The organism is Micromonospora sp. DT4 (assembly GCF_049841675.1).
Taxonomy (GTDB): Bacteria; Actinomycetota; Actinomycetes; order Mycobacteriales; family Micromonosporaceae; genus Micromonospora.
Genome location: NZ_JBNCKT010000071.1, coordinates 1 through 12665 on the forward strand (window position 1 = coordinate 1; position 12665 = coordinate 12665).

Annotated in this window: 13 protein-coding genes; 11 read left to right on the forward strand and 2 right to left on the reverse strand. The window is 74.1% G+C overall.

What is annotated here, in order from left to right; genetic code table 11:
* Positions 1-645 (reverse strand): hypothetical protein (locus tag ACLQ24_RS19540; RefSeq protein WP_425893156.1); only part of this gene is annotated, 645 nt, incomplete at its 3' end.
* Between ACLQ24_RS19540 and ACLQ24_RS19545 the strand changes: the two genes are divergently transcribed.
* Entirely contained in the window at positions 634-1473 is an 840-nt protein-coding gene (locus ACLQ24_RS19545; RefSeq protein ID WP_425893178.1) for a tetratricopeptide repeat protein, read from the forward strand. The genes ACLQ24_RS19540 and ACLQ24_RS19545 overlap by 12 nt on opposite strands.
* The gene (locus tag ACLQ24_RS19550) at positions 1470-2495 is read left to right on the forward strand and encodes an HAD-IIA family hydrolase (protein ID WP_425893157.1); all 1026 of its coding nucleotides are present in this window, start codon (positions 1470-1472) and stop codon (positions 2493-2495) included. Before ACLQ24_RS19545 ends, ACLQ24_RS19550 begins: the two co-directional genes overlap by 4 nt.
* A gap of 80 nt (positions 2496-2575) precedes the next feature.
* Here ACLQ24_RS19550 and ACLQ24_RS19555 read toward each other — a convergent pair whose 3' ends face one another.
* Positions 2576-2914, reverse strand: coding sequence for an SCP2 sterol-binding domain-containing protein (locus ACLQ24_RS19555; protein WP_422739659.1), 339 nt, complete (start codon positions 2912-2914; stop codon positions 2576-2578).
* Between the two features lie 110 nt (positions 2915-3024).
* On the opposite strand from ACLQ24_RS19555, the gene ACLQ24_RS19560 reads away from it, so the two are divergent.
* The 9 genes from ACLQ24_RS19560 (at position 3025) to murJ (ending at position 12648) form a co-directional block, all read left to right on the forward strand.
* The gene (locus tag ACLQ24_RS19560) at positions 3025-3696 is read left to right on the forward strand and encodes a hypothetical protein (protein ID WP_425893158.1); all 672 of its coding nucleotides are present in this window, start codon (positions 3025-3027) and stop codon (positions 3694-3696) included.
* Positions 3693-3971 (forward strand): hypothetical protein, encoded by a 279-nt coding sequence (locus ACLQ24_RS19565; protein WP_425893159.1) that lies wholly within the window; start codon positions 3693-3695, stop codon positions 3969-3971. Before ACLQ24_RS19560 ends, ACLQ24_RS19565 begins: the two co-directional genes overlap by 4 nt.
* A 37-nt stretch (positions 3972-4008) precedes the next feature.
* Entirely contained in the window at positions 4009-4899 is an 891-nt protein-coding gene (locus ACLQ24_RS19570; protein ID WP_425893160.1) for a TlyA family RNA methyltransferase, read from the forward strand.
* An 85-nt stretch (positions 4900-4984) separates the two neighbouring features.
* Positions 4985-5869: an NAD kinase gene (locus tag ACLQ24_RS19575; protein WP_425893179.1), complete on the forward strand. Its 885-nt coding sequence runs from the start codon at positions 4985-4987 to the stop codon at positions 5867-5869.
* Between the two features lie 151 nt (positions 5870-6020).
* Positions 6021-7778 carry a DNA repair protein RecN gene (recN, locus tag ACLQ24_RS19580; RefSeq protein WP_425893161.1) on the forward strand — a complete coding sequence of 586 codons (1758 nt, stop codon included), beginning with the start codon at positions 6021-6023 and terminating at the stop codon, positions 7776-7778.
* Between the two features lie 119 nt (positions 7779-7897).
* Positions 7898-9076, forward strand: coding sequence for a putative cytokinetic ring protein SteA (gene steA, locus ACLQ24_RS19585; RefSeq protein ID WP_425893162.1), 1179 nt, complete (start codon positions 7898-7900; stop codon positions 9074-9076).
* A gap of 27 nt (positions 9077-9103) precedes the next feature.
* A complete protein-coding gene (locus tag ACLQ24_RS19590) occupies positions 9104-10045 on the forward strand; it encodes a copper transporter (RefSeq protein WP_425893163.1) in 942 nt (313 codons plus the stop codon).
* A gap of 43 nt (positions 10046-10088) precedes the next feature.
* The gene (locus ACLQ24_RS19595; protein ID WP_425893164.1) at positions 10089-10955 is read left to right on the forward strand and encodes a hypothetical protein; all 867 of its coding nucleotides are present in this window, start codon (positions 10089-10091) and stop codon (positions 10953-10955) included.
* 1 nt (position 10956) lies between these two features.
* Positions 10957-12648 carry a murein biosynthesis integral membrane protein MurJ gene (gene murJ / locus ACLQ24_RS19600; RefSeq protein ID WP_425893165.1) on the forward strand — a complete coding sequence of 564 codons (1692 nt, stop codon included), beginning with the start codon at positions 10957-10959 and terminating at the stop codon, positions 12646-12648.
* The last annotated feature ends 17 nt before the right edge of the window (positions 12649-12665 follow it).

Here is a 12665-nt window from a genome sequence, read left to right on the forward strand (position 1 = left end):
GGTCGTTCCGGTCCGCCGCGTGAGGGTGGTTTCCGTGGCGGCGACCGTCGCGAAGGCGGTTTCCAGGGCGGCGACCGCCGTGAGGGTGGCTTCCGTGGCGGTGACCGCGAGGGTGGTTTCCGTGGTGGTGATCGTCGTGAGGGCGGTTTCCAGGGCGGGGGCGATCGTGGTCGTTCCGGTCCGCCGCGTGAGGGTGGTTTCCGTGGCGGCGACCGTCGCGAAGGCGGTTTCCAGGGCGGCGACCGTCGCGAGGGTGGCTTCCGTGGCGGTGACCGTGAGGGCGGCTCGCGTCCGGGCGCGCCGCGCGAGGGCGGTTTCCGAGGCGGCGACCGTGACGGTGGTTTCCGAGGCGGTGACCGCCGGCAGGGCGGCGCGCCCCGTGAGGGCGGTTTCCGCGGTGGCGACCGCCGTGAGGGTGGCTACCGCGGTGGCGACCGTGACGGTGGGTTCCGGGCCGACGAGCGGCCACGTCGCGAGGGCGACTACCGCAGCGACGAGCGTGGGGCGGGCTCGGAGCCGTCCGAGGGTGGGCGCGGCGCGGCCCCGGCGCTGCCGGACGACATCGTCGCGACCGACCTCGACAAGGACGTCCGTGCCGAGCTGCTCTCGTTGAACAAGCCCGTCGCCGAGACCGTGGCCCGGCACCTGGTCGCCACCGGTCAGCTGATCGACGAGGATCCGGCCGAGGCGTTGGCGCACGCGCTGGCGGCCCGGCGGCTCGCGTCGCGCATCTCCGCTGTCCGTGAGGCGGTCGGCCTCGCCGCGTACCACGCGGGGGAGTGGCAGAGCGCCATCGCCGAGCTGCGGACGTACCACCGGATGACCGGCCTGCAGAGCCACCTGGCCGTGCTCGCCGACTGTGAGCGGGCCCTTGGCCGGCCGGAACGGGCCATCGACCTGTTCCGCGGCGCCGACCAGGAGAAGCTGGACCAGGCCGTCGCGATCGAGCTGTTGATCGTCGCAGCCGGGGCGCGCGGTGATCTTGGCCAGAAGGACGCCGCGGTAGCAATGCTCCAGGTGCCCGACCTCACCAGCGAGGCGACGGCGCCGTGGACGGCGCGACTTCGGTATGCGTACGCCGACGCGCTGCTGGCCGTGGGCCGGGGTGAGGAGGCCCGTGAGTGGTTCTCCCGCGCCGCCGACGTGGACACCGAGGGCGAGACCGACGCCGCCGAGCGGTTGCTCGAACTCGACGGCGTCGTCATCGAGGGTGATGACGAGGACGAGACCGAGGAGATCGCCGCCGGCCCGGGTGCGCCTGGTTCCGTGCCGGCCCAGCCGGACACGGACCTGACCACAGGCGACGACGAGGACGCCGATGGCGACGACGAGGACGCCGACGGTGACGACGACGTTCGCCAACCGGACACGGAAGGTGCCCTAACCACGCCCGCCGGCGACGGTGGCGGCGCGGTGAGCGGCGACGGACCCGCCCCCACCCGGGGCGACGAGCCGGAGTCGACGCAGCGGTGAGCCTGGACGCCGGGAAGCGGTTGATCGACGGGTACGGCCTGGTCGTCTTCGACCTGGACGGGGTGATCTACCTGATCGACCGGCCGATTCCCGGCGCCGTCGACGCGGTGGCTCGGCTGCACGCCGAGGGGCGGACGGTGGCGTACGCGACCAACAACGCCTCACGCCGCTCCAGCGACGTCGCCGACCTGCTGACGGGGATGGGTGTGCCGGCGCGGCCGGAGGAGGTCCTCACCTCCGCGGCGGCGGCGGCCGAGCTGCTGCGGGACCGGCTGCCGACGGGCGCGCCGGTGCTGGTGGTCGGTGCGGAGGCGCTGCGCGCCGAGCTGCGCGCGGTCGGGCTGACCCCGGTCAGCCGCGCCGACGAGAAGCCGGCCGCGGTGGTGCAGGGCTACGGCCCGCAGGTCGGCTGGGCCGAGCTGGCCGAGGCGTCGGTCGCGGTGCGGGCCGGCGCGATCTGGGTCGCCACCAACACCGACCGTACGCTGCCCAGCGCCCGTGGCCCGCTGCCGGGCAACGGGTCACTGGTCGCGGTGCTGCGGACCGCGTTGGAGCGGGATCCGGACCTCGTCGTCGGCAAGCCGGAGTCGGCGCTGTTCGAGACCGCCGCCCGGCGCGGCGACGGCGGGAAAGCCCTGGTCGTCGGGGACCGGCTGGACACCGACATCGAGGGTGCCCGCCGAGCGGGGCTGGACAGCCTGCTCGTCCTCACCGGTGTCAGTGGCGTACCCGAGCTGCTCGCGGCCGAGCCACAGCGGCGGCCCACGTACGTCGCGCGGGACCTGGCGGGGCTCTTCGACCCGGCGGCGGCGGTGCGGGTCCCGGGCCCAACGGACGCCGGCGGGTGGTCCGTCACGGACCGCGACGGGACGCTGGAGCTGGCCGGCGACGGCGGGGCGCTGGACGCGCTGGCCGCCCTGTGCGCGGCGGCCTGGACGGCCCCGACGCTGCCGGCGATCCGCCCGGCGGGCCCGGACGCGGCCGCCGCCCTGAAGAGCTTCGGGCTGCCCACTGACGCGTGAGACCGGCCGCCGACGTGTGACGGCCGGCACGGAGGGGTGAGGCCGGCCGCCGACGTGTGGGGTTGGTGGGGCGCGCCCCGCTAGAGCAGCTTGCGCAGCTTCATCAGATCGAACGGGTTGGCCTTGATCGACACCCGGCGGGAGGTGACCGCCCTGGTGACATCGAGGTCGCCGCGGACCAGGGCGAGAAGGTCGTCGCTGGACGTGCTCAACGCGATCTTGGCCTTAGGGTCGTCGCCGTCGGCCAGCTCGACCAGTCGGCCACCGCTGATCCGCCCGTGGAAAGCCGTGTCCAGGTCGGTGATCCGGCAGGCCAGGGTGCGCTCCAGGTCGATGCGCTCACGGACCGTCTCGGCGTTGCGGTCCAACCTGGCGGCCAGCTCCTGCAACGCCTGCCGGCACTCGTCCACGCTGGCCACATGCCCCCCTCGCCGATCGCCACGTCGTCCCCGGCACCGTACCGCACAGGACAGTCCGGGGTGCCCGGTAGCGTGACACCTGCAGACCCCGCCCATGGAAGGACCAAGGCATGCAGGACGCGTGGCGCGCCTACCTCGAACTGGCCCTGGGCCTGGCGGAGGCGCCCCGGAAGAAGGCCCAGGACGCGGTGCGTCGTCTCGTCGGCACGGGCGGTGCGACCGCGGCCCAGTTGCAGGCGCTCGGCGAGGAGTTGGTCAGCACCAGCGCCGCCAACCGGGAGGCGTTGACCAAGCTGGTCCGCTTCGAGGTCGACCGGGCCCTCGGCGCGGTCGGTCTGGCGACGGCCGACGAGGTGGCCGAGCTGACCCGGCGGGTACGCGACCTGGAACGGCAACTGCGCGAGGCGCGCGCCACCGAGCCGGCCGCCGCGCAGCCGGCCGGCGGCCCGGCAGCCGGCTCCACCCCGAAGCCGACCGAGCCCAGCGGGCGGCCCGCGCCGCAGCCCGATCCGACCAGCGCGGTGCAGCCCGGCGGTGGCCTGGTGCCGTCGGACGGTCCCGCCGGAGCGCCCGTTGCCAAGAAGGCCGCCGCGCCCGTCGCGAAGAAGGCGATCGCCAAGAAGGCCGTCGCGAAGAAGGCCATCGCCAGGAAGCCGCCCGCGACGATCAGCCGGACCGGCGACGACGCTCCGACGCCGGTCACGCAGGACGACACCCCGACTCCGGCGGTGATGCCGGCGAAGAAGGCCGTCCGCAAGCGCCGCCCGGACGGTGAGTCGTGAGCGAGGGCACGCGTCCCGGCCTGCCCGGAGGCTTCCGGCCCGGCCCGCCGCCCGGCTCGTTCGCGGCCCGGCCCAGCCCCCCTGCGCCCGCCCGCCCGGCCCCGCCGCCCGATCCGGCGGTCATCGCCGACGACGCGGCCGGTCACCCGGCGGTCGACGCGGCCGTGCGGGCCATGGACAACGCGGCGGCGCTCGCACCGGCCGACCAGATAGCGCAGTACGAGGCGGCCTACGAGACGCTGCGCGAAACCCTCGCCACCATCGACCAGACCTGAACAGGGCGACCACGCCCGACAGACCGGAGAAACATCCATGGCACGTCGCAACCGGCTGGACGCCGAACTCGTCCGTCGCGGGCTGGCCCGCTCGCGTGAGCAAGCCGCCGCGCTGGTCGAGGCCGGCCGGGTCCAGCTGCGCGGAGTGCCCGCGCGCAAGGCCGCCGCGATGGTCGACCCCGCCGACCCGCTGCTGGTCACCGGCGCCGATCCGACCGAGGAGTACGTCTCCCGGGGCGGGCACAAGCTCGCCGGGGCGTTGGCCGCGTTCGGCCCCGCAGGGCTGCGCGTCGCCGGACGGCGCTGCCTGGACGCGGGCGCCTCGACCGGGGGCTTCACCGACGTGCTGCTGCGCGCCGACGCCGCCGAGGTGGTGGCCGTGGACGTCGGCTACGGGCAGCTCGCCTGGTCCCTGCGCACCGACGAGCGCGTCCGGGTCCTGGAACGCACCAACGTCCGTACCCTCGTCGCGGATGCGATCGGCGGGCCGGTCGACCTGACGGTGGCCGACCTGTCGTTCATCTCGTTGCGGTTGGTGCTGCCGGCGTTGGCCGGCTGCACCCGTGACGACGGCGACCTGGCGCTGATGGTGAAGCCGCAGTTCGAGGTGGGCAAGGAGCGCGTCGGGGCCGGCGGCGTGGTCCGCGACCCGGCGCTGCGTGCCGAGGCGGTGCTCGACGTGGCCGCTGCGGCGGCCCAGCTCGGCCTCGGGTTGGCGGACGTGGCGGCCAGCCCGCTGCCGGGGCCCAGCGGCAACGTCGAGTTCTTCGTATGGTTGCGCCGGGGCGCTCCGGCGGCCGACCCGCAGCGGGTGCGGGCCGTGGTGGACGCCGGGCCGGGCGGTCCGACGACGGCCGGCGACGTGCCGGACGGTCCGACGACGGCCGGCGCCGTGCCGGGCGTGGCGACGGAGGAGGTCGCAGGGTGAACGCGTACAGCGAGCGGCGCACGACGGCACGCGGACGTGCCGGTGCGGCGGCGTGCCGTCCGACGGCGGACGGGCGGCCGATCCGATGAGCCGCACGGCGCTGCTGGTGACCCACACCGGCCGTCGACGCAGCACCGAGCACGCCCGGTCGGTCGCCGCCGACCTCATCGCCGCGGGCTTCGAGGTGCGGGTGGTCGCCGAGGAGGCCGAGGACCTGGACCTGCCGGGGACGGTTCCGGTCACCGGCCTGGAGGCCGCCGAGGGCGCCGAGATCGTCTTCGCGCTCGGTGGGGACGGCACCTTCCTGCGCGCGGCCGAGCTGGCCCGCCCGGCGAAGGCGCCGCTGCTCGGCATCAACCTCGGCAAGGTGGGCTTCCTCGCCGAGGCGGAGATCAACGACCTGGACCACGCGGTCCGGGACGTCGTCGACCGCAACTACACCGTGCACGAGCGGCTCACGCTCGACGTCACAGCCGAGTTCGACGGTGGTCCGACCATCGAGTCCTGGGCGCTCAACGAGATCAGCGTCGAGAAGGGCGAACGGGCGCAGATGCTCGAACTCCTCGTCGACGTGGACGGCCGCCCGCTGTCCCGCTACGGCTGCGACGGCGTGGTCTGCGCCACCCCCACCGGCTCCACCGCGTACGCGTTCTCCGGCGGCGGTCCGGTGGTCTGGCCGGAGGTGGAGGCCCTGTTGCTGGTGCCGATCAGCGCGCACGCGCTGTTCAGCCGGCCCCTGGTCACCGCACCCACGTCGACGTTCGTCATCACCGTCGACCCGTTCACCACCCTTGCCGTGCTCGCCTGCGACGGCCGGCGGGTTTACGACCTGCCGCCCGGCGCCCGGGTGACGGTGCGTCGAGGCGCCCTGCCGGTGCGCATCGTCCGGCTCCGCGCCCGTCCGTTCACCGACCGGCTGGTCGCCAAGTTCGGTCTGCCGGTGCACGGGTGGCGGGGCAGCCGCCGGTGACGGTGGCACACACCGTCGGTTTCCGGCGGTTGTCCACCTGACGACATGTCGCCGCTGCGTGTACGTCGGCGAGGTGCGGGCCGCACCGGGACCCGGTCATGGGGCCCGTCGGCTGGTCAACTGTCGGCCCTCGCGTCTACTGTCGGGTGCTGTGCTGGAAGAGCTGCGCATCACCGGACTCGGCGTCATCGAGGACACCACCCTGCCGTTGGCCGGCGGGATGAACGTCATCACCGGCGAGACCGGTGCCGGCAAGACGATGGTGGTCACCGGCCTCGGCCTGCTCTTCGGCGGCCGGGCCGACGCCGGGCGGGTGCGTGCCCAGCCGGGCCGGGCGGTGGTCGAGGGGCGGCTGCGTCTCTCCGGGCGCGTCGCCGACACGGTGCACGCCCGGATCGGCGACGCCGGTGGCGAGCCCGACGAGGACGGCTCGCTGCTGCTGAGCCGTACGGTGACCGTGGAGGGTCGCTCGCGGGCCCACCTGGGTGGCCGGAGCATGCCCGTGTCGATGCTCGGCGAGGTCGGCGAGCAGGCGGTGGCCGTGCACGGTCAGTCCGACCAGCTGCGGCTGCTGCGTCCGGCCGAGCAGCGGGCCGCTCTGGACCGGTTCGCCGGGCCGGCGCACGAGAAGCTGCTCGACGCGCTGCGCGAGGCGTACACCGGTTGGCGGCGGGTCGTCGACGACCTGGTCGACCGGCGGCGCAACGCCCGCGAGCGTAACCAGGAGGCCGACCTGCTGCGGCTCGGCCTCGACGAGATCACCCGCGTCGACCCGCAGCCCGGCGAGGACGACGAGCTCAAGACCGAGGCGCAACGGCTGGAGCACGCCGAGGGTCTGCGGACTGCCGCGCAGGTGGCCCAGCAGTGCGTGGCGGGTGGCGCGGACGCGGCCGACGAGACGCCGGACGCGGCGTCGCTGCTCGGCACGGCCCGGCGCACTCTGGAGGCGCAGGCCGGCACCGACCCGGCGCTGGGTGAGCTGGCGGCCCGCCTGGAGGAGGCGGCCACCCTGGTCACCGACGTCTCCGCGGAGCTGTCGGCGTACCTGGCGACGCTCGACGCGGACCCGGCCCGCCTACAGCACGTCTACGAGCGGCGGGCCGCGCTGCGCACGTTGACCCGCAAGTACGCCGACGACGTCGACGGTGTCGTCGCCTGGGCCGAGCGGGCCCGCACCCGACTGTCCGACCTGGACACCTCCGACGATCTGCTCGACGAGTTGGATCGGGAGGGGCAGCGGTTGGCCGCCGAGGTGGCCGACCTGGCCGCCCGGGTGTCGGTGTCCCGGCAGGAGGCGGCGGTCCGCTTCGCCGACCAGGTCACCGTCGAGCTGGCCGGTCTGGCGATGCCGCACGCGCGGATCGAGGTGGCGGTGCTGCCCCGACCGGCGGGGCGGGCCGAGCCGACGTTGACGGTCAACGGCGTCGAGGTGGGCGTCGCGGCCGACGGCGGCGACGAGGTGGAGTTGCGGTTGCTGGCCCACCCGGGCGCGCCGTCGTTGCCGTTGCAGCGCGGCGCCTCCGGCGGTGAGCTGTCCCGGGTGATGCTCGCCATCGAGGTGGTCTTCGCCGGTTCGGGCGGCCCGCCGACGCTCGTCTTCGACGAGGTCGACGCGGGTGTGGGCGGTCAGGCCGCAGTGGAGATCGGTCGCCGGCTGGCCCGGCTGGCCCGCAGCCACCAGGTGTTGGTCGTCACGCACCTGCCGCAGGTGGCCGCGTTCGCCGACCGGCACCTCGTGGTGGTGAAGGACACCGGCGGCGCGGTGACCACCAGTGGCGTACGGGTCGTGGAGGACACCGAACGCGCCCGGGAACTGGCCCGGATGCTGGCCGGTTTGCCCGATTCGGATCTGGGTATCGCTCACGCCGAGGAGCTTCTGGCCGTCGCGGCGAAGGAAAGGCGGTTGTGACGCCGCGTATTGTGGGCGCAAGCACACCGGCTCGCGCCGGCGTGTGCTTCCCTGGGTAGGCGGCCCTGCTCAGGCATGTCGCGACAGAAAAGCCTGCCTCACATGCCAGGATGGTCACGATGCGTCTACCCACGTTGCGCTGGAACCGGAATGCCGAACCGGGCAGAGTCCTCGGCACCGCGCGCCTTGATCGCCGGACGAAACGCCTGGTCGGTCGGCTCCGCCCGGGTGACATTGCGGTCATCGACCACGTCGACCTGGACCGTGTGGCGGCCGACTCGTTGGTCGCTGTTGGTGTCGCCGCGGTGCTCAACGCCAAACCGTCGGTCTCCGGCCGCTACCCGAACCTCGGGCCGGAGGTGTTGATCGCCGCCGGCATCCCGCTTCTGGACGATCTCGGGGAGGGCGTCTTCGAGCGCGTCCGCGAGGGCGACCAGGTACGCATCGAGGGCAACACCGTGTTCGCCGGCGAGGAGCCGGTGGCGCACGGCACACTCCAGGACGCCGAGTCGGTCGCCAAGGCGATGTCCGACGCCCGAGAGGGGCTGTCGGTGCAGTTGGAGGCGTTCGCCGCCAACACCATGGACTACCTGCGCCAGGAACGCGACCTGCTGCTCGACGGCGTCGGCGTACCGGACATCCAGACCCAGATCCAGGGCCGGCACTGCCTCATCGTGGTGCGCGGTTACGACTACAAGGCCGACCTGGACGTGCTGCGCCCCTACATCCGGGAGTTCAAGCCGGTGCTGATCGGCGTGGACGGCGGCGCGGACGCGCTGGTCGAGGCCGGGTACACCCCCGACATGATCATCGGGGACATGGATTCGGTCACCGACGACGTGCTGCGCTGCGGCGCCGAGGTGATCGTGCACGCCTACCCCGACGGGCGGGCGCCGGGCCTGCCCCGGGTCAACGGTCTCGGCGTCCCGGCGATCACCTTCCCGGCCGCGGCGACCAGCGAGGACCTGGCGATGCTGCTGGCCGACGAGAAGGGCGCCTCCCTCCTCGTGGCGGTCGGCACCCACGCCACCCTCGTCGAATTCCTGGACAAGGGGCGCGGCGGGATGGCCTCGACGTTCCTGACCCGGTTGAAGGTCGGCGGCAAGCTGGTCGACGCCAAGGGTGTGAGCCGCCTCTACCGGCAGAGCATCTCCGGCTCGTCGTTGCTGCTGCTGGTGCTGTCGGCGATCGCGGCGATGGCCTCGGCGGTGGCGGTCTCCACCGTCGGGAAGGCGTACCTGGGTGTGGTCGCCGAGTGGTGGGACAATTTCGTGTTCCAGCTGTACCGGCTCTTCTAGTTCCCGAGCGATCAAGAGGCTGCAAGCGTGATCAACTTCCGCTACCACGTGGTGTCCCTCACCGCGGTCTTCCTGGCTCTGGCGATCGGCCTGGTGGTCGGCACCGCCGCCCTCAACGGCCCGGTCGCCGACTCGCTCAAGCAGCAGGTCACCGGGCTGCGCAAGGACAACCAGCAGTGGCGTCAGCAGGTCGCCAACATGGAGAAGCAGCTCGGTCTGGAGGAGGAGTTCGCCGAGGAGATGTCCCAGGTCGTCCTGCCGGGCACCCTCAGCGGACGCCGGGTGGTGGTGCTCAGCCTGCCGAACGGGCGCGATCACACCGAGGGTGTGCTCAAGAAGCTCCAGCTCGCCGGCGCCACCATCACGGGTCGGGTCGACCTGCAGGACAAGTTCCTCAACCCGGACAACAACTCCAACCTGCTGGAGCTGGCCGTCACCGCCGCCCGCCCGACCGCGCAGACCACCGGCCTGCCGGGCAACGGGCACGGCGTGGAGACCTCCAGCGCGCTCTTGGCCAGCGTCCTGCTGGACCGGGCCCAGGGCACCGCGCCGGTCAGCGACGCCGACCGGCGGGCGGTGCTCGCCGCGTACAACAACGCCGGCTACCTGACCACCGACAACAACAAGGTCACCGGCCCGGCCGAGGCCGTCGTCGTGGTCAGCGGCCAGCCGTACGTCGACAAGGACTCCGAGAAGCGGGACGAGTCGGTCGTCAAGATCGCCGAGCAGTTCGACCGGACCGGGGCGATCGTGGTGGGTGGCAACGGCTCCGCCGGCGACAACGTGGTGTCCGTGGTCCGCGGCGACCCGGTGCTGGCGCAGACCATCTCGACCGTCGACAACGCCAACACCGTGCAGGGTCAACTGGTCACCAGCCTCGCACTGGTGCAGCAGCTCACCGAGAAGAAGGCCGGCCAGTACGGCGTCGGCGACAATGCCGCGTCCCTGCTGCCTAGACTGCCCCAGTGAGCGAACGACGTACCGCCGTGTCCGTAATCGACGAGGTGCCGGCATGAGCACGCTGGGTCGGCTGCTGATCGCCGCCGCCGGCGCTGCCGCTGCCCGGTATGCGTTGCGCGAGGTGCGGACCGCCCCGGTGGGTCCGGCGCTGCAACGCACCAACTTCCGGGGCCGGACCGTGACCCTCGCCGCCGGGCCGGCGCTCGCGGCCGGCGCGACCGCCGCGGGCGTGTTCGGCGCCCCCAGCGCCGCCTCCGGTGGCGCCGCCCTGGTCGCCGGCCTCGGCGCCGGCAGTGTCGGGCTCTACGACGACGTGGTCGGGGCGCGCCCGGAGCAGAAGGCGGCCAAGGGTTTCGCCGGGCACCTCGCCGCGCTACGCGAGGGCCGCGTCACCGCCGGGCTCGTCAAGGTCGTCGGGGTGGGCGCGGCCGGCCTGGGTGCCGCCGCGCTGCTCGCCGCCGACCCCCGCGTCGCCGCGCACCCGCGCCGGCAGCGGCACGGCGCGTTCGGCCGGGGCGTCGACGTGCTGCTCGGCGCCGGCGTGATCGCGGGCACCGCCAACCTGCTCAACCTGCTCGACCTGCGGCCCGGCCGGGCCATCAAGTCCGGGCTGCTGCTGGGCGCGCCGCTGGCGGGTGGCCCGCACGGCGGGATCGCCGCCGGTGCCGCCGGCGCCGCCGCCGGCCTGCTCGGCGACGACCTGTCCGAGGACGTCATGGTCGGCGACAGCGGCGCGAACGCGCTCGGCGCGCTGCTCGGCGTCGCGCTCGCCGCCCGCAGCGGCCCGCTGGGCCGCGCCGGCCTGCTCGCCATGCTGGCCGGGCTCACCGCCGCCAGCGAGAAGGTCAGCTTCACGGCGGTGATCCAACGGACCCCGGGCCTGCGGGAGCTCGACGCACTGGGCCGACGCGCCGACTGACGTGACCAGACCGGCACCCCTCGCCGGCGCCGGCCGGCTGGCCGGGGCAGCCGCGCTCATCGCCGTCCTCACCGTGCTGAGTCGGCTCGCCGGCTTCGGCCGGACCGCCGTGTTCACCTGGAGCCTCGGGAACACCGACCTCGGCGGCACCTACGTGGTGGCCAACGCGGTGCCGAACTTCATCTTCGAGATCGTCGCCGGTGGCGCGCTGGCCAGTCTCGTCGTACCGCTGCTGGCCGGCGCGGTCGAGGCCGGCGACCGTACGACTGTCGCCCGGACCACCGGCGCGCTGCTCACCTGGACACTGGCCCTGTTGGTGCCGCTCGCGCTGCTCGTGGCGCTGTTCTCCGGCCCGGTGGTCGACTCGCTCGGGCACCACCTCACCGACGCCCAGCAGCACAGCGGCGTACGGATGCTGCGGATCTTCGCGCCGCAGCTACCGCTGTACGGGGTCGGCATCGTGCTCACCGGGGTGCTCCAGGCGCACCGCCGGTTCGCCTGGCCGGTGCTCGCCCCGCTGCTGTCCAGCCTCACGGTGATCGTCGTCTACCTCGGGTTCACGGCCACCCAGGGCCGGTACGCCACGGTCGCCGGGGTGAGCCACGGCGGCGAGGTGCTGCTCTCCGCCGGCACCACGCTGGGCGTGGTGGTGCTGTCGCTGTCGCTGCTCATCCCGGTCCGCCGGCTGCGCCTGGGGTTGCGGCCCGGGTTCGGGTTCCCGGCCGACGCGCGGGGCCGGGTCGGCGCGTTGGCGGTGGCGGGCGCGGTCACCGTCACCACGCAGCAGATCGCCCTGATCGTCAGCCTGAACCAGGTGACCGCGGGCGCGCGCAGCAACCCCGGCGTCTACAACCTGGCGCAGACCGTCTACCTGCTGCCGTGGGCGGTGCTGGCGGTGCCCCTGGCCGTGGCGGCCTACCCGACCCTCGCGGCGGCCCGCTCGGCCGGCGACGAGGACTCCTACCGGGCGACCCTGGCACCGGCCGTGCGCGCGGTGCTGCTGTTCAGTTGCCTCGGTGCGGCCGCCCTGGTCGGGGCCGCGGGACCGGTCGGACACTTCTTCTTCCCCGCGTCCACCGCGCCGACCGCCGCCGCGGCGATCATCGGGTACGCCCCGGGCCTGGTCGGCTACGGCCTCTTCGCGATCCTCACCCGGGCGCTCTACGCACGCGGCCAGACCCGTGCGGCGACGGTCGCGACCGCCGTCGGCTTCCTCGTGGTGCCCGCCGCGGTCCTGCTGCTCGGCAGGCTCCTGCCGCTGACCGACCGGGTGCTCGCCGTGACGTCCGCGAACTCGGTGGGCATGGTGGTGCTCGGTGTGCTGCTGGTCGTCGCGGTGCGGCGCGCCGCCGGTGCGCCGGCGCTGGCCGGTGCGGCGCGCGCCGGCGCGGCCGGCGTCCTCGCCGGGCTGCTCGCCGCGCTCGCCGGGCTGGGCCTGAGCCGCTGGCTCGACAGACTGGACGGCGGCACCCCGACGACGGTCGTGGCGCTCGGTCAGGGCATGCTGTCCGGGGTCCTGGTCGGTGTCGTGTACCTCGTCGTGGTCTGGTTCGTCGACCGGCGGGACGTGCGGCCGCTGCTGACCGGGGTGGCGCGCCGCCTCAGGCGGGGCCAGCCGGGCCGGGCCGGTACGTCGACACCGCGCGCGGTCCCCCCGGAGCGGGGCGACGGGAAGGAGACGGCGGTTCGGTGAGCGTTGTCAACACCAAC